This is a genomic window from Rhodococcus sp. NPDC057014 (genome assembly GCF_042673295.1).
Taxonomy (GTDB): Bacteria; Actinomycetota; Actinomycetes; order Mycobacteriales; family Mycobacteriaceae; genus Rhodococcus_F.
The window spans coordinates 1-16,703 of record NZ_JBHUSF010000026.1; the positions used below are offsets into that span (position 1 = coordinate 1).

General features: G+C 70.2%; 16 protein-coding genes and 1 pseudogene. 12 read left to right on the forward strand and 5 right to left on the reverse strand.

Features of this window, described 5'->3' with window-relative positions; genetic code table 11:
- Window positions 1-247, forward strand: a pseudogene (locus ACFTZB_RS08220) (cobyric acid synthase CobQ); the annotation flags it as partial.
- Between the two features lie 116 nt (window positions 248-363).
- The gene (locus ACFTZB_RS08225; protein ID WP_378431004.1) at window positions 364-930 is read left to right on the forward strand and encodes an alpha/beta fold hydrolase; all 567 of its coding nucleotides are present in this window, start codon (window positions 364-366) and stop codon (window positions 928-930) included.
- Between the two features lie 31 nt (window positions 931-961).
- On the opposite strand, the gene ACFTZB_RS08230 is transcribed toward ACFTZB_RS08225, so the two are convergent.
- From ACFTZB_RS08230 to ACFTZB_RS08240, 3 genes are read right to left on the reverse strand one after another with little or no spacing between them, the layout of a single operon-like run.
- Window positions 962-1,291 (reverse strand): YnfA family protein, encoded by a 330-nt coding sequence (locus tag ACFTZB_RS08230; protein ID WP_015890329.1) that lies wholly within the window; start codon window positions 1,289-1,291, stop codon window positions 962-964.
- Window positions 1,288-2,673 carry a mycothione reductase gene (mtr, locus tag ACFTZB_RS08235; protein WP_378431005.1) on the reverse strand — a complete coding sequence of 462 codons (1,386 nt, stop codon included), beginning with the start codon at window positions 2,671-2,673 and terminating at the stop codon, window positions 1,288-1,290. Before mtr ends, ACFTZB_RS08230 begins: the two co-directional genes overlap by 4 nt.
- On the reverse strand, window positions 2,670-3,680 hold the full coding sequence (locus tag ACFTZB_RS08240; RefSeq protein WP_378431006.1) for an alpha/beta hydrolase: 1,011 nt from the start codon (window positions 3,678-3,680) through the stop codon (window positions 2,670-2,672). The genes mtr and ACFTZB_RS08240 overlap by 4 nt, the downstream gene beginning before the upstream one ends.
- A gap of 121 nt (window positions 3,681-3,801) precedes the next feature.
- On the opposite strand from ACFTZB_RS08240, the gene mqo reads away from it, so the two are divergent.
- From mqo to ACFTZB_RS08290, 10 genes are all read left to right on the forward strand, one after another.
- Window positions 3,802-5,346 carry a malate dehydrogenase (quinone) gene (gene mqo, locus ACFTZB_RS08245; RefSeq protein ID WP_378431007.1) on the forward strand — a complete coding sequence of 515 codons (1,545 nt, stop codon included), beginning with the start codon at window positions 3,802-3,804 and terminating at the stop codon, window positions 5,344-5,346.
- Window positions 5,347-5,410: 64 nt separating this feature from the next.
- Window positions 5,411-5,947, forward strand: coding sequence for a GNAT family N-acetyltransferase (locus tag ACFTZB_RS08250; RefSeq protein ID WP_378431008.1), 537 nt, complete (start codon window positions 5,411-5,413; stop codon window positions 5,945-5,947).
- 210 nt (window positions 5,948-6,157) lie between these two features.
- Window positions 6,158-8,071 carry a VWA domain-containing protein gene (locus tag ACFTZB_RS08255; RefSeq protein WP_378431010.1) on the forward strand — a complete coding sequence of 638 codons (1,914 nt, stop codon included), beginning with the start codon at window positions 6,158-6,160 and terminating at the stop codon, window positions 8,069-8,071.
- Between the two features lie 36 nt (window positions 8,072-8,107).
- Complete coding sequence (gene cobO, locus ACFTZB_RS08260; protein WP_378431011.1) at window positions 8,108-8,722, forward strand: cob(I)yrinic acid a,c-diamide adenosyltransferase; 615 nt, start codon at window positions 8,108-8,110, stop codon at window positions 8,720-8,722.
- Window positions 8,716-10,116, forward strand: a complete 1,401-nt coding sequence (locus tag ACFTZB_RS08265) for a cobyrinate a,c-diamide synthase (RefSeq protein ID WP_378431012.1) — start codon at window positions 8,716-8,718, stop codon at window positions 10,114-10,116. Before cobO ends, ACFTZB_RS08265 begins: the two co-directional genes overlap by 7 nt.
- Entirely contained in the window at window positions 10,109-10,489 is a 381-nt protein-coding gene (locus ACFTZB_RS08270; RefSeq protein ID WP_378431013.1) for a cobalamin biosynthesis protein, read from the forward strand. The genes ACFTZB_RS08265 and ACFTZB_RS08270 overlap by 8 nt, the downstream gene beginning before the upstream one ends.
- 47 nt (window positions 10,490-10,536) lie before the next feature.
- Window positions 10,537-11,763, forward strand: coding sequence for a uroporphyrinogen-III C-methyltransferase (cobA, locus tag ACFTZB_RS08275; RefSeq protein ID WP_378431014.1), 1,227 nt, complete (start codon window positions 10,537-10,539; stop codon window positions 11,761-11,763).
- A 101-nt stretch (window positions 11,764-11,864) separates the two neighbouring features.
- A complete protein-coding gene (locus ACFTZB_RS08280) occupies window positions 11,865-13,298 on the forward strand; it encodes an MFS transporter (protein ID WP_378431046.1) in 1,434 nt (477 codons plus the stop codon).
- 43 nt (window positions 13,299-13,341) lie between these two features.
- On the forward strand, window positions 13,342-13,713 hold the full coding sequence (locus tag ACFTZB_RS08285; protein ID WP_206005232.1) for a glyoxalase superfamily protein: 372 nt from the start codon (window positions 13,342-13,344) through the stop codon (window positions 13,711-13,713).
- A gap of 217 nt (window positions 13,714-13,930) precedes the next feature.
- On the forward strand, window positions 13,931-14,311 hold the full coding sequence (locus ACFTZB_RS08290) for a hypothetical protein (RefSeq protein WP_378431015.1): 381 nt from the start codon (window positions 13,931-13,933) through the stop codon (window positions 14,309-14,311).
- A 6-nt stretch (window positions 14,312-14,317) separates the two neighbouring features.
- Here the strand turns inward: ACFTZB_RS08290 and ACFTZB_RS08295 are convergent, their stop codons facing one another.
- The gene (locus ACFTZB_RS08295; protein WP_087555714.1) at window positions 14,318-14,992 is read right to left on the reverse strand and encodes a response regulator; all 675 of its coding nucleotides are present in this window, start codon (window positions 14,990-14,992) and stop codon (window positions 14,318-14,320) included.
- 30 nt (window positions 14,993-15,022) lie between these two features.
- A complete protein-coding gene (locus ACFTZB_RS08300; RefSeq protein ID WP_378431016.1) occupies window positions 15,023-16,639 on the reverse strand; it encodes an ATP-binding protein in 1,617 nt (538 codons plus the stop codon).
- Window positions 16,640-16,703 lie beyond the last annotated feature (64 nt).

Here is a 16,703-nt window from a genome sequence, read left to right on the forward strand (position 1 = left end):
GCACTGGCACGGTCTGCTCGAGACCGACCGGTTCCGCCGGCTTCTGCTGGACGACGTGGCCGAGCACGCGGGGAGAACCGGTTTCGTCACCGCACCCGACACGGATGTCGCCGCGATCCGGACCGCTCAACTCGATCTGCTCGCGGACCTGGTGGAGCAGAATCTCGATCTCCACGCCCTCGAGGCGCTGGTCGCCGCGGGCGCGCCGGCCGGGTTGCCTGCCATCGCGTCGACCGTGCTGCGCTAGGCCGTCGCCGAGATACGGCCCGCCTCGTCGGTCGATCGGATCACGACTCACGTAACGAACCTCGAACTAGGGGCGGTCCGAGCGCAAGAGGTCCCCGATCGCGTAGTTTTTAGCCCATGGAACTGACGCACGTGGCGGTGGGAAATGGAAATTGCACGGTCCGGATCGACGGACCGGAGAGCAAACACACCGTTCTGCTGCTACCGGGGGCCGGCGACGGGCCGGATGTCTACGACGGCGTCTGCGAGCGCCTGCACAATTCCGACCTGCGCACGATCGTGCCCGAGGACATCACCGGTCTCGACGAGGCGGCAGTCATGGGCCTGCTCGACGAGCTGAAGGTCGGATGGGTCAACCTCGTCGGCAGCCGGGAAGGGGCCGAACTGGCCTGGTCGCTGGCGGCGCGCCAGTTCGGGCGCTTCGCGAGCCTCGTCGTCGCCGACCGGGGGCATCCGGCGGCGCCCGACGCCGCGGGTGCGGTGCGCGGATCCGACTGTCCGGCGGTCGAACTCCCCACGACCGTGATGGTCGCGGACCCCGACCGGCGCGCCGAGGCGGACGCCAGCGGACGCTTCGTCTACTCCGACTTCCGCGTCGTCCAACTCGACGGCGTCAGCAACGTCCCCGCGGCCGCGGCCGCGGAGCTGGCCACCGAGATCGTCCTCCGCACCAGCCCCTGGTAGACGTGCGGCCCCACGCCGGGCCCGACCGGGCTCAGCGTGGGGCGTACATGATGACGGCCATGCCCAGCAGGCAGATGAGGGCGCCCGAGACGTCCCAGCGGTCCGGGCGGAAACCGTCGGCCACCATGCCCCAGATCAGCGAGCCCGCGACGAACACCCCGCCGTAGGCGGCGAGGATGCGGCCGAAGTTGGCGTCCGGCTGCATCGTCGCGACGAACCCGTACGCCCCCAGCGCCGCGACACCGGCGCCGATCCAGATCCAGCCCCGGTGTTCGCGGACGCCCTGCCACACCAGCCACGCGCCGCCGATCTCGAACAGCGCCGCGACGGCGAACAGCGCGACGGATTTGGCGACCGTCACTCGAACGGCACGTCGAGGCCGAGGAGAGCGTTCTCGACCACCTCGGGCATCGCCGGGTGGATCCAGTACTGTCCCCGCGCCATCTGCTGCGCCGTCAACCCGAAGCTCATCGCCTGGATCAGCGGTTGGATCACGGTCGGCGCCTGGGCGCCGATCACGTGTGCCCCCAGCAGGCGCCCGGTGCCCCGTTCCGCGACGACCTTGCAGAGACCCTCGTCGTCCTCCATCGCCCACCCGTACGCGACGTCGCCGTACGCCTGCACCTTCACCGTGACGTCCCAGCCGGCCTCCCGGGCCTCGGCCTCGGTCAGCCCGACGTGCGCGATCTGCGGGTCGGTGAACACGGCGGCGGGAACGAACCGGTGGTCCGAGGCGCGCAGCCCCGACGTGTCCTTCCACGCGTCCTGCAGCAGATTGTGCTGAACGACCCGGGCCTCGTGGTTGGCGACGTGCTTGAGCTGGTACGGCGAGGAGACGTCGCCGAGCGCGAAAACACCTTCGGCACTGGTCCGTTGGAATTCGTCGACCACGACGCGTCCCTCGTCGTCGAGATCGATGCCGCCGGCGGCGGCCCCGACGGCGTCGCCGTTCGACTGCCGCCCGGTCGCCACCAGGAGAACGTCGCCCGAGACGACGGTACCGTCCGCGAGTTCGACGGCGACGCCGGCACCGTCCCGGCGCACGGCCGTCACGGCGTGCCCGCGGTGCACGTCCCATTTCTGCTCGGCGAGATCCGTGAACCGGCGGGAGACGTCCTCGTCGAGGTGGCGCAGCAGGCGTGAGCTGCGCGCGATCAGCGACACCCGGGTGCCCAGCGCGGAGAACACGTGCGCGAACTCGGCGGCGATGAATCCCGCGCCGATGATCACCATCCGTTCGGGCAGTTCCGGTAGCCGCATGATGTCGTTGTTCGTGTAGTACGGCACACCCGATTCGCGGACGACGTCGGGAATGATCGGCCGTGATCCCGCGGCGACGACCACCTGATCGGCCGTGATCACCTCCCCGGTCCCGGTGTCGAGGGTCCGCGGACCCACGAACGTCGCATGCCCGCGGAACAGCGTCGTGTTCGGGCTGTCCTCGGCGCGATAGCGCTCGCCGCCGGCCGAGATCGGGTCGATGCGGCCGAAGACCCGTTTGACGATGTCGGGCCAGCGCACACCCTCGAGTTGGGCGTCGACGCCGTACTTCGCGGAACCGGTGACCGTGCGGGCCACCTCCGCGGCGTAGACGAACATCTTCGTCGGGATGCAGCCGACGTTCAGGCACGTCCCGCCGTACGTGCCCTCCTCCAGGATCGCGATCTTCCTGTCCGCGAACCGTTCGTCGGGCAGCGAGTTGCCGGACCCGGAACCGATGATCGCCAGATCGAAATGTGTCACCGGTTCGCCTCCGCAGCGTTGTGGCCGTGCAGCCACTCGAGCCACAGGTCCACCTCGGCGAACGCCTCGGCGCGGGGCTGGTCGGCGGACAGGAACACGTCGTGCCGGGCGCCCGCGATCGGCACGATCGTGGTGCGGTCGCCGAGGCACCCCGCCCAGCGCGCGATCTGCCGGACGTCGAGCACGGCGTCGGCGGTGTCGACCCGGGGGTCGTACCGCGGCGCGAAGTACGAGGCCTTGGAACGCAGGATCAGGGCGGGAACCCCGATGTCGAGTCCCCGGTGCAACTGCGCGTGCCCGCGGCGCACCGCGCGCAGCCACCCGAACGTGACGGGGAAACCGCTCAACGGCTTCCAGTCGAGGTTGTAGTTCCAGATGCCGTTGCCCTCCACGTGCAGGCTCACGCCGTACGTGTCGAGCCCGGTCTTCGGGATGATCGACTTGCGCTTGACCCGCCCGACCGCGTCGACGGCCACCGTCCCGACGTTCCGCAGGTACGACGGACCCTGCAGATCGAACCACGGGCTGTTGAGGATGACCCCGCTGATGCCGAGGGCCGCGGTGCCGCCCGCCGTGCGCTGCCGGCGGTGCAGCCACAGCGGCAGCACCAGGCCGCCCGTCGAATGCGCGACCAGCAGGACCTCTCCGTCGCCGGTCTGTTCCCGGACCTGGCGCAACGCCTCGTCCAGTTCGGTGTCGTACAGGCTCAGATCGGAGACGAAGTGCGGCGTCTGCCCCGGTTCGAGCGAGCGCCCGCACTTGCGCAGATCGAGGGCGAAGAACGCGTAACCCTGTGCGGCGAAGTGCTCGGCCAGGTGCTTCTGGAAGAAGTAGTCGGTGAATCCGTGGACGTAGAGCACGGCGCGGCCGGTCTTCTTCGTCTCCTGCGGGGGCTGGTAGCGGATCAGCGTCGCCTTCACCTCGCCCTCGCCGTCGGGGTCGGTGCCGAGAGGGATGGTCAGCTGTTGATAACCGTCGCCGAGAACGTCGGGAGCCCAAGTAGTCACAGATCACAATCTAATGTGCGTTCCGGGGGTGCGGGGAGGCGCACAATTGGGGCAGGTGATTTTCGCTCATACGCGCGGGTAACCTATCCGGCGAACACGGCAGGCGTATGCGCGTACGGCTATGGACAAGGAAGTCGATACTCCAGTGTCAGATCAGAATGCGGTAGAGACGAAAACGGATGTAGTGCTGGTTGGCGCGGGCATCATGAGCGCGACGCTGGGAGCGATCCTGCGTCAGGTGCAGCCCGATTGGTCGATCACCGCATTCGAGCGGCTCGACGCAGTAGCCGCCGAGAGCAGTGACCCGTGGAACAACGCGGGCACCGGCCACTCCGCACTGTGTGAGCTCAATTACACCCCGCAGAACGCCGACGGCACCGTGGACATCACGAAGGCCGTCAACGTGAACGAGCAGTTCCAGGTGTCGCGGCAGTTCTGGGCGCACGGCGTCGAGAGCGGTGTGCTGACGCAGCCCAAGGAGTTCATCAACCCCATCCCGCACGTGAGCTTCGTGCACGGCGAGGCCAACGCGAAGTACCTGCGGGCCCGCTACGACGCCCTCGCCGGCCACCCCCTGTTCGCGGGCATGGAGTACATCGACGCCCCCGACGAGTTCACCCGGCGGCTGCCGCTGATGGCGAAGGGCCGCGACTTCAGCGATCCGATCGCCCTCAACTGGACCCAGGACGGCACCGACGTCGACTTCGGCGCCCTCACGAAGCAGCTCCTCGGCTACGTCGGCGCGTCCGGCGGCGTCGTCCACTTCGGGCACGAGGTCACCGACCTCACCAAGCAGTCCGACGGCAGCTGGGTGGTCAAGGTCACCAACCGCCGCAACGGTGCCAAGAAGGTCGTGCGCGCCAAGTTCGTGTTCGTCGGCGCCGGCGGCGGTGCGCTGCACCTGCTGCAGAAGTCCGGCATCGAGGAGGCCAAGGGCTTCGGTGGGTTCCCCGTCAGCGGCGCGTTCCTGCGCTGCACCAACCCGGAGCTCATCGACCAGCACCGGGCGAAGGTCTACGGCAAGGCGGCCGTCGGCGCGCCGCCCATGTCGGTTCCGCACCTCGACACCCGCGTGATCGGCAGCAAGCCCGGACTGCTGTTCGGACCGTACGCCGGCTGGTCGCCCAAGTTCCTCAAGCAGGGCCGGGTCACCGACCTGCCCAGCTCGGTCAAGCCGAACAACCTGCTGTCGATGCTCGGGGTCGGCGTCAGCGAACTCGGTCTCGTCAAGTACCTGATCAGTGAACTCGCGATGTCCGAGGCCGGTCGCATCGACACCCTGCGGGAGTTCGTCCCGAAGGCGCTCGGCAAGGACTGGGAGCTGATCACCGCGGGCCAGCGCGTCCAGGTCATCCGCCGGGCCAAGGGCAAGGGCGGCGTCCTCGAATTCGGCACCGCCGTCGTCAACGCCGGCGACGGCAGCATCGCAGGCCTGCTCGGCGCGTCGCCGGGCGCGTCCACCGCGGTGCCCGCCATGCTCGACGTGCTGCAGCGCTGCTTCCCGACGCAGTACGAGTCGTGGAAGCCGAAGCTCCAGGAAATGGTGCCCTCGCTCGGAGTCAAGCTCTCCGACGACACCGGCCTGTTCTCGCAGGTGTGGGACTGGACATCGAAGGTGCTCCAGCTCGACACCAGCAAGGTGGAGGACGCGTCGGTCGCGGTCTGACCGACCGCTCGGCCCGGGTCCACGGACGCGCGCACTCCCGGGAGCTGTGCGATAGTTGCCTGTCATGACGGCAACCGCAGCACTCAAGCGTTCGTGGGCACTCGATCTCGACAACAAGACGCTCTACGAGTTGCTCAGGCTCCGCGTAGAGGTCTTCGTCGTCGAGCAGGCGTGCCCGTACCCGGAACTCGACGGCCGGGACCTGCTGGCCGAGACGCGTCACTTCTGGCTGGAGCAGGACGGTCAGGTGGTCTGCACGCTCCGCCTCCTCGAGGAGCACGCCGACGGCGCCAAGTCGTTCCGCATCGGCAGGCTGTGCACGGCGCGGCCTGCGCGCGGTCAGGGGCACACCACGCGTCTGCTGCGCGCCGCACTCGCCGAGGTGGGTGACGCGCCGTGCCGGATCAACGCGCAGACGTACCTGGTGGACATGTACGCCAAGCACGGTTTCCGGCCGGACGGCGAAGAGTTCGTCGAGGACGGCATTCCGCACGTCCCCATGCGTCGCGGCGGCGGTGCCGCCCATGATGCCGGCGGCGGTGCCGGCGGTGGTGCGGTGTTCGACGGGGCGCAGGCGGCCCCGTCGAGCGCTGGGAAGTGAGCGCCGACTAGGGTCGTCAGGTGAATGTCCGCGGGGAAGTCCTGTTCGAATCAGGCGCGGTCCCGCCACTGTGACGGATCTCTGACCGGCTGCCACCACCCTGGTTGCCGATCGGTCTCCCAGCCAGATTGCCGCGGCGTTCGTACCGGCCAAAGCTCTCGGCGAGGAAACCGGGACGTGAAGGGATGCAGCGTGCGTGCGGATCGTGAAGTGGACCAGGTTCGACCCGACTTTTCGTGGGGTTTTCCGTTCAGTGCGGTGGTCGGCCAGGACCGGTTGCGGCTGGCCCTCGTCCTCTGCGCGGTCCATCCCGGTATCGGCGGAGTGCTCGTCCGCGGCGAGAAGGGGACGGCCAAGTCGACGGTTGTTCGCGCTCTGACCGCCCTGCTCCCGGCGGTGCAGGACGAGAACGGCACCCGCCCGGCGAGGCTGATCGAATTGCCGGTCGGGGCCACGGAAGACCGCGTCGTCGGTTCCCTCGATCTCGAGAAGGTGCTGCGCGACGGTGAGCGCGCGTTTCAACCGGGACTGTTGTCGGCTGCCCATCAGGGTGTGCTCTACGTCGACGAGGTCAATCTTCTGCACGACCACTTGGTGGATGTGCTGCTCGACGCCGCGGCGATGGGCCGCGTCCACGTCGAACGGGACGGCATCTCGCATTCGCACGCCGCCCGGTTCGTCATGGTCGGCACGATGAATCCGGAGGAGGGCGAACTCCGGCCGCAGCTCCTCGACCGGTTCGGGCTGGCCGTCGACGTCGCCGCGTCCCGGGAGGTGGACGTGCGGATGGAGGTGGTCCGGCGTCGGCTGGACTTCGAACGCGATCCCGCACAGTTCGTCCAGCGCTACGCCGAGCAGGACGCCGCCCTCGCCGCCGCCATCCTCGAGGCCCGCGACCGGCTCGACTCCGTCGTGCTCGACGACGTCGAGTTGCGCCGAATCGCTTCTCTCTGTGCGTCGTTCGACGTGGACGGCATGCGCGCCGATCTCGTTCTCGCCCGCACCGCGACCGCGCACGCCGCGTGGCGGGGCGTCGGCGCCGTCGAGGCGGAGGACGTGCGGGTGGCCGCCGAACTGACTCTGCCGCACCGTCGCCGCCGGGATCCGTTCGACGAACCCGGTCTCGACGAACAGCAACTCGACGACGCGCTCCGGCAGGCCGACGAGGACGCGCGGTCCGGTGCCGGGGAACCGCCGGAGCCCGAACCCGGATCCCCGCCCGGCGCACCGCCCGCGGCGGACGGCACGGACACCGACCCGGAGGGACCCGACGATCCCGACGGGCCCGGAGGCGGCGCACCGGCACCCCCGGAACGCCCGGCAGGGCCGACCGCCCCCCAGTTCACCACCAAGCTTCTCGAGGTGCCCGGAGTCGGCGAGGGCGCGCCCGGCCGGCGCTCGCGTTCCCGCTCGTCGCGCGGTCGCGCGGTGCGCTCCACCGCCGAGTCGGGGCACGGACTCCACCTGGTGGGCACGCTCTTCGCCGCCGCCGGGCAGCAGGTGGCCCGCGGCCGGACCGCCGGGCGGATGATCCTCGATTCCGCGGATCTGCGCGGAGCGATCCGCGAGGGGCGCGAGGGCAACCTCGTGGTGTTCGTCGTGGACGCATCCGGGTCGATGGCGGCCCGCGACCGGTTGTCGGCCGTGACCGGCGCGGTCGTCTCACTGCTCCGCGACGCCTATCAGCGCCGCGACAAGGTGGCGGTGATCACGGTCCGGGGACGGGCCGCGGAACTCGTCCTGCCGCCCACCTCGTCGGTCGACATCGCCGTCCGCCGCCTGCAGGGAATGAAGACGGGTGGCAAATCCCCACTGGCAGAAGGCTTTCTGCGCGCGCGCGAGGTCGTGCTGCGGGAGCGGCTCCGCGACCCGCAGCGCCGCGCGCTCGTCGTCGCGCTGACCGACGGACGCGCGACCGGCGGCAAGGACGCACTGCACCGGGCGAAGGTGGCGGCCGGGCTGCTCGCCGACAGCGCGGTCGCGTCGGTGGTCGTCGACTGCGAGAGCGGGATGGTCCGGCTCGGGCTGGCCGCGGAACTGTCCCGCCGGTTGCGGGGTGGTTACGTCCGCCTCGGCGAATTGTCCGCGCAGCAGGTCGCGGGCGTCGTCCGCGCCGCGGCCTGACCCGGACGCGGAATTCGGTAGGGAGAGAGAAGTCACATGCCCAAGGGTGTTCCCGAGAACGTTCCGAACGACGGCCTCACCACGCGTCAACGGCGCAACGCTCCCGTGCTCGCGGTCCACACCGGACCGGGCAAGGGGAAGTCGACGGCCGCGTTCGGCATGGCACTACGTGCCTGGAATCAGGGATTCGACGTCGGAGTGTTCCAGTTCGTCAAGAGCGCCAAGTGGAAGGTGGGGGAGGAAGCAGCGTTCCGCGCCCTCGGCCAACTGCACGACGACACCGGTGTCGGCGGGGCGGTGCAATGGCACAAGATGGGCGAGGGCTGGTCCTGGACGCGGAAGCACGGCACCGAGGAAGACCACGCCGCCGCGGCCGCCGAGGGGTGGACCGAGATCGCGCGCCGACTGGGTGCCGAGGAACATCGCTTCTACGTGCTCGACGAATTCACGTATCCCCTGAAGTGGGGGTGGGTCGACGTCGGCGAGGTGGTCGAGGTCCTGCGGAACCGGCCGGGCAACCAGCACGTGGTGATCACGGGCCGCGACGCCCCGCAGGCGCTGATCGACGCGGCGGACCTGGTGACGGAGATGACCAAGATCAAGCATCCGATGGACGCCGGCCGAAAGGGCCAGCGAGGCATCGAGTGGTGACCGCCCTCCCCTCGGTGCCCGCGGTGGTCATCGCCGCACCCGCGTCGGGCAGCGGAAAGACCACCGTCGCAACCGGTCTGGTCGGGGCCCTGCGCGAGTCCGGCTGCGCGGTGGCCCCGTTCAAGGTCGGCCCTGACTACATCGATCCCGGGTACCACGGGCTCGCGGCAGGACGCCCGGGACGCAACCTCGACCCGGTGATGGTCGGCGCGGAGAGGATCGCGCCGCTGTACCGGCACGGGAGTTCGGGGTGCGACGTCGCGGTCGTCGAGGGCGTCATGGGGCTGTTCGACGGCAAGATTGACGCCGCGTCCCACGAGCCGTCGGCCGAGGGGTCGACGGCCCAGGTGGCCGCGCTGCTCGGTGCCCCCGTGGTGCTGGTGGTGGACGCTCGCGGCCACAGTCAGAGCCTGGCCGCCGTCCTGCACGGCTTCTCCACGTACGACTCCGGGGTTCGCATCGGCGGGGTGATCCTCAACCGGGTGGGCAGCCCACGGCACGAACAGGTGCTGCGGCAGGCGTGCGAGCGCGTCGGGCTCCCCGTGCTCGGCGCCGTGCCGCGAATGGCCGAATTGGAGGTCCCGTCCCGCCATCTCGGGCTGATCCCGGCCGCGGAGCACGGCGCCGACGCCGTGAACGCCGTGGACGCCATGACCCGATTGGCCGCCCGCCACCTCGACCTCCCCGCCATCCGCGCACTCGCGTCCTCGGCGGTCGACGGGCCGGTGTGGGACCCCGCTGCGGAGGTCGGAGCACTTCCGCCCGGCCCGCGCCCGACCGTGGCGATCGCCGGGGGCCGGGCGTTCACGTTCGGGTACGCCGAGCACCGCGAACTCCTGGACGCCGCCGGTGCGGACGTGATCACGTTCGACCCCCTGCACGACGCGTTGCCACCCGGCACGAGCGGCGTGGTGCTGCCCGGTGGTTTCCCCGAGGAGCACGCCGTCGTGCTCGCGGAAAACTCTGCGCTCCTGTCGCAGATCCGCGCACTCGCCACAGCGGGGGCGCCGATCCATGCCGAGTGCGCCGGTCTGCTCTACCTCGCCCGCAGCCTCGACGGGCACGCGATGGCCTCCGTGGTCGGGGTCGACGCCTCGTTCGGGTCTCGTCTCACGCTCGGGTACCGCGAGGCGGTGGCGGTGACGGACTCCACCCTGTTCGCGGCGGGTGAGCGGGTGGTCGGCCACGAGTTCCATCGCACGTCGCTCACCGCGGCGGAGGCGGACGGCTTCGCGCCGGCCTGGGGCTGGCGGCCCTGGGACGGTGACCCTGCGCGCGAGGGATTCGTGCGCGGCGGCGTGCACGCCTCGTACCTGCACACCCACCCTGCGGGTCACCCGGCGGCGATCGCCCGTTTCGTGGCCGCGGCCCGCACCTTCGCCGCGCATGGCTGACGTCTGCGTCGGCGTCGGGTTCCGCGCGGCGGCGGGCGGCGCCGACATCGTCGCCGCCGTCCGGCACGTGCTGGCCGCCGCGAACCACGTGTCGGACGGGGCTCTGGACTGCCTGTGCACCCTCGACCGCAAGGCTGCGGAACCGGCCCTGCTGGACGCCGCGTCGGAGTTGGGCGTCCCCGTCCGCGGATTCGCCGCGGCCGACCTCTCCGCCGTCGAGGTCGCCAACCCGTCGGACCGGGTGCAGTCGGCGACGGGATCGCCGAGCGTCGCGGAAGCGGCGGCCGTGCTCGGCGCGGGCGGCGGGCCGTTGATGGTGACCAAGTGGTCCGCGAATGGCGTCGTCGTCGCGGCAGCCCGTAAAGTTTCGTAGGTTCGAGACGAGCCGTGCAGGATTTTCAGGAGAAACGGGGAGAGCGCGTGACTGCTGCCACCGGAGACGAGACCAACTACCTGGTCGGACTCAATTTGGCCGATCGTCGTGTGGTCGTGGTCGGTGGCGGAACAGTCGCACAGCGCAGGCTCGGGCTCCTGATCGCATCGGGTGCACGGGTTCACCTGATCAGCCGCGCGGTCACGCCGGCGGTCGAGGGAATGGCCACTGCGGGACAGATCACAGTGGAACTTCGCGAGTACCGGGACGGCGACCTCGCCGACGCCTGGTACGCCATCGCGTGCACGGACGAGCCGGACACCAACGCGGCGATCGTCGCCGAGGCCGAACGGAACCGTGTCTTCTGCGTCCGCGCCGACAACGCCCGCTACGGCACCGCCGTCACCCCGGCCAGCGCGAGCTACGACGGAATGAGCATCGGCGTGCTGGCGGGCGGCGACCACCGCCGGTCCGCGGCCGTGCGCACGGCCCTCGTCGAGGGCCTGCAATCCGGTGCGGTCGCCGATACCGCCGAGTCGCCTGCGGCCGGCGTCGCACTGGTCGGCGGAGGTCCCGGCGACCCCGACCTCATCACCGTGCGCGGCCGTCGACTGCTCGCCCGCGCCGACGTGGTGGTCGCCGATCGCCTCGCCCCGCCGGAACTGCTCGCCGAACTGGGCTCGGACGTCGAGGTCATCGACGCCGCGAAGATTCCGTACGGCCGCGCGATGGCGCAGGAGGCGATCAACGCCGCCCTCATCGACGGCGCGAAGGCCGGCAAGTTCGTGGTGCGGCTCAAGGGCGGCGACCCGTACGTGTTCGGGCGCGGCTACGAGGAACTGGAGGCGTGCGCCGCGGCAGGTGTGCCCGTCACGGTCGTCCCCGGCATCACCAGCGCCATCTCGGTGCCGTCGGCCGCCGGCATCCCGGTCACCCACCGGGGCGTCACCCACGAGTTCGTCGTCGTCAGCGGTCACGTCGCCCCCGACCACCCGGATTCCCTCGTCGACTGGTCGGCGCTGGCCCGGTTGAAGGGCACGATCGTGTTGCTGATGGCCGTCGAACGCATCGAGGCGTTCGCGACCGTCCTGATGGACGGCGGGCGTCCCGTGGACACCCCGGTCACGGTGATCCAGGAGGGCACGCTGCGGACGCAGCGCACCGTGCGGGCCGATCTCCAGACCGTCGCCGCGCGGGTCAAGGAAGAGCAGATCCGTCCCCCCGCCATCGTGGTCATCGGGCCCGTGGCCGGGTTTTCTGTGGACGCTGGGTAACGTGAACCCCCGTGTCTGAATCCCGAGTACCCGAAGGCGCGCCGGCGTCGAACCAGTCTGCGGCGAGAACCACGGTGAATCCGCCCGCCGCCACCCGCGTGATGGGGCTGGCGATCGTCGTGCTGAGCGGGCTGCAGATGATGGTGGTCCTCGACGGCACCGTCGCGAACCTGGCCCTCGCGCCGCTGCAGGCCGACCTGGGTCTGAGCGACAGCGGACGCAACTGGGTGCTGACGTCGTACGCGCTCGCATTCGGTGGCCTCATGCTGCTGGGCGGACGGCTCGGTGACGCGTTCGGCCGGAAGAAGATGTTCGTCGGCGGTGTCGCCCTGTTCACCGTCGCCTCGCTGCTGTGCGGTCTCGCGGTGGGCGAGTTCATGCTGATCGCGGCCCGGTTCCTGCAGGGCGTCGGCGCCGCGGTGGCCTCGCCGACGGCACTGGCCCTGGTCGCGACCACATTCGCGGCCGGACCCGCACGCAACCAGGCCATCGCGATCTTCGCGGCCATGACGGGCATCGGGTCCATCGCAGGCCTGATCATCGGCGGCGCGCTCACCGAGGTGTCGTGGCGCCTGATCTTCCTCATCAACGTGCCCATCGGGGTCGTCATCGTGGGGTGCGCGTTCGTGGCGTTGAAGGAGACCGCGGGCGAGCGCCTGGCCCTCGACGTTCCCGGCGCGGTCCTCGCGACGGTCGCGGCGACTGGTGTGGTGTTCGCGCTCACCGAGGGCCCGGAACTCGGCTGGGGGAGTCCGTACGTGATCGGCGCGCTCATCGCCGGGCTGCTGCTGTTCGGCGCGTTCCTGTACGTCGAACGGACCGCCGACAACCCGCTGCTGCCGTTCTCGCTGTTCCACGACAAGAACCGGGTGGCGACGCTCGTCGCGATCTTCTTCGCCGGTGCCGTCATGTTCACGGTCGCCGCGTTCGTGGCGTTGTTCGTCCAGGACATCCTCGGCTACAGCCCCCTCGAGGCGGGCCTCGCGTTCATTCCGTTCGCGTTCGGCCTCGGCAGCGCGGCCGCGGTGGCGTCCAAGCTCGCCGTGCGGATCCAGCCGCGGTGGCTGGTGGTCGCCGGCGCCACGATCATGGTGGTCGGGCTGCTCTACGGGTCGACCCTCGACAGTTCCGCCACCTATCTGGCCAACCTGTTCGTACCGGTCGTCGGCATCGGGTTCGGCGTCGGACTCGCCGTGGTCCCGCTCCCGCTGTGCGCCATCGCCGGGGTGTCGGAAACCGAGATCGGTCCGCTCGCCGCGATCGCGCAGGTGGCGCAGACCCTCGGCGGCCCCCTCGCCCTCGCCGTCATCGGGGCGATGGCCACCTCGCGCACCCTGTCGCTCGGCGGCATCTCCGGCAAGGTCGCGGACATGAATCCGGCGCAACTCGAGGCACTCGGCAACGGCTACACCTTCGCCCTCGTCGGCAGCGCCGGCTGCGCCCTCATCGCCGGATTCGCCGCGCTGTTCATCCGCTTCACCCCGCAACAGGTCGCGCAGGCGCAGGCCGCCGAGAAGGCCGCGCAGCAGGCGTGAGCGTTTCGGCCCGGTGACCGGAGACCGTCGCTAGCATCCGGTCATGGACTACAAAATCGAGCTGATCATTCTGCCGGTGTCCGACGTGGACCGGGCCAAGGCGTTCTACGCCGACCAGGTCGGCTTCGTCGTCGACCACGATCACCGCGTGGACGAGAATGTGCGGTTCGTCCAGCTCACCCCGCCCGGATCGGCCTGCTCGATCGCCGTCGGCGAGGGCCTGGTCGACACCCCGCCCGGCTCGGTGCACGGGTTGCAGATCGTCATCGACGACGCCGATGCCGCCCACGCGGAACTGTCCTCCCGCGGTGTGCCCGTCAGCGAGGTGCAGGATCTGGCATGGGGGCGTTTCGTGTACTTCGCCGATCCCGACGGCAACCAGTGGGCGCTGCAGCAGCTTCCGCAACGCGGCTGACCGGCACGGCGGGTCGCAGAAATCGGCCCGCCCGCGCAGGCCGGGCGGAGCATGATGGTCCTGTGCTCACACCCACCCGCACGTCCGGCATGGGGGCAGTCGCAGCAGGCCTGCTGCTGGCTGCCTGGATGGCCGGGGTTCCGGCCACCGCTGGCGGGAGTCGCAGGACCCCCAGCACGACTACGCCGTCCTCCGGGTGGCGCCGAGTGGAACCACCGTGCCCGCCCCCGTCGAATCGGTGGTCGGTGGCGGCTTCGAACTGGCGCCCGCCCCGGCAGCCGAGACCACCGTGGCGGTCACCGGCTACCCGGCGCTGGGTGACAGTCCGGTGTCGTACACGGCCGCGACCACGTCGACGGACAGCTATCCGACGGTGGTCTGCGACGGTCTCAGCGACGGAACGAGTGGTGGCCCGTGGGTGGCGGGTCCGCGGGTCGTCGCCCTCGTCGGGGGCCTCGACCACGGCGGGTGCACCGACTCGGTGTCCTACTCACCGGCCTTCGGCGCCGCCACCTTCAACCTTCTGCAGCGCGCGGAGAGCCGCGGCGCCGGGGACTCGACACCGTTCGCGCTGCCCGGCATCTGCACCCGATCCTGACGCGGATCAGCGGGGTGCCGGCCGGTACCGGCGCACGGGCCTGCCCGCACCCCCGTACTCCAGCCGGACCTCCAGCAGCCCCTCGGACAGGTAGTGCTCGAGGTAGCGGCGCACACTGACCCGGGAGAGTCCGGCGAGTTCGGCGCATTCGGTCGACGACAGTTCGCCCTTCGACCGCAGGATGTCGAGCACGAGGCGGCCGGTTTCGGCGCTGAGTCCCTTCGGGAGCCGGCTCGGTTCCGGATTCTTGCCCTTGCCCCCGAACAGGGAGTCGATCAGGGATTGGTCTGCGCCGGATTGTGATTCGAGGGCGCGGGCGCGGCGCCGGAAGTTCTCGAGCTTCTCCTGCAGTTGCGTGTAGTCGAACGGCTTGACCAGATAGTCGGAGGCGCCGCCGTGCAGGGCGCGGCTGACGGTGTCGATCTCCCGGGCGGCGGTGATCATGATGACGCCGACGGCGTTGCCCTCGGCGCGCAGTCGCTGCAGGACGTCGAGGCCGGACATGTCCGGCAGGTACACGTCCAGGAGCACGAGGTCGGGGTTGCCGGTGCGCACCGATTCGAGGGCCTCCGCGGCGGTCCGCGCCACCCCGACGGTGGTGAACCCCGGTGTCTTGTCGACGAATCGGCGGTGGATCTCCGCGACCATGAAGTCGTCGTCGACGACCAGGACCTCATACATCGCCACGCCGTCCTGTCATGATCGGAGAGTCTAGCTACGCGGCACGTGGACGGTGAACAAGGCACCACCGGTGCCGGGTGCGTCCGAGACGGCCGCGGTCCCGCCGTGCTGGGAGCTGACGAGACGGACCAGGGCGAGCCCGATTCCGCGGCCACCGGGCGTGCCGGGTTTCGAGGTGACCCCGCGGGAGAAGATCTCCTCCCGCATCGTCTCGGGAACTCCGGGACCGGAATCGGCGACCTCGATGAGAATGCCGTCGTCGTCGGTGATCCTGATCGAGATCCGCGCGTCCCGGCCGCCCTCGGACACGTCGACGGCGTTGTCGATGAGGTTGCCGAGCACGGTGATCACGTCGGTGGCGAGTTCGGGGCCGAGGGCGTGCAGGTGTGAGTCCGGTTCCAGCGTCAGCGACACCCCGGTCTCGGCGGCGAGCGACGTCTTCGCGATCAGCAGCGCGGCCACGGCAGGATCCGAGATACGTTGCGTGACAGCGTCACTGATCTCCGCCCGGCGGCGGGTGAGGGTGCCGACGAACTCGGTGACCGCGTCGTAGTCGCCGAGCTGCGTCAGCCCCGAGATCGTGTGCAGCTGGTTGGCGAACTCGTGCGTCTGCGCCCGCAGGGTGTCGGTGACACTCTTGTGCGAAGACAGCTGGCTCTGCATCGACGCCAGTTCGGTGCTGTCGCGCATCGTGGTGACGGTGCCGATCTTGTGGCCCTGGCTGGTGGCGGCGCGACGGCTCAGCGCGAGCATTCGCGACGACGTCGACAGCACCACGTCGCGGCCGTCCTCCCCGGTGAGGAGGTACTGCCGGACGGCGGGGTCGAGCGTGACGTCGTCGACGTGCCTGCCGACGGAGTCGCCGGTGAGGTCGAGCAGTTCCTGGGCGCTGTCGTTGAGCACGGTGATCACGCCGTCGGGGTTCACCGCGACCACCCCCTCGCGGATGCTGTGCAGCAGGGCCTCGCGATGGTCGGCAAGGCTTGCGATCTCGGCGATTTCGAGTCCGCGGGTGTGGGTCTTGATCCGGCGGGACAGCAGCCACGAGCCGAGAAGCCCCAGACCGGCACCGATCCCGAGGTACAGGAGCAGGCGCGCCCCCGCGCTGCTGAGCAGGTCCCAGATGGACGGGTAGTCGTCGCTGACGGAGACGACCGCGAGGACGTCCCCGGTGGCGGACAGGATCGGGACGTGCCCGACGATGGCGCGGCGCCCGTCGACGTCCACGTCGCCCGACCAGGCGCGTCCGGTCATCACGTCGCTGGCCCCGAGTTCCGCGGGGACCCCGAGCCGGGTCGGATCCGACGACACGGTGACCGCCCCATTCGGCGCGACGATCTCGGCGAGCGTGGCGCCCGACAGGTTGACGGCGCGATCGACCTCCGGTGCCAGCACCCGCTCGACCGAGCGGTCCGACAGTTGGTCGCGCACCACCGGCGTCGACGCCACGTTCTCGGCCACCGCGATCATGCGCTGTCCCTGGAGGTCGCGGAACTCCACGGTCGACTGGTGGACCGACACCGCGGCCACCGCGAGCAGCACGACGGCGACGACGACGAGCTGGAGAAGCAGGACCTGGCCCGCGAGGCTACGAACGCGGGGATGAAGTGGTGACCACAATGAACTTAAGTTCCGTTTCGTTCGCATAGGTGACGTGCATCACGCCCGAGGTTCAGTATTGCGGAAGATCACATTCATGGCGAAATGGGGA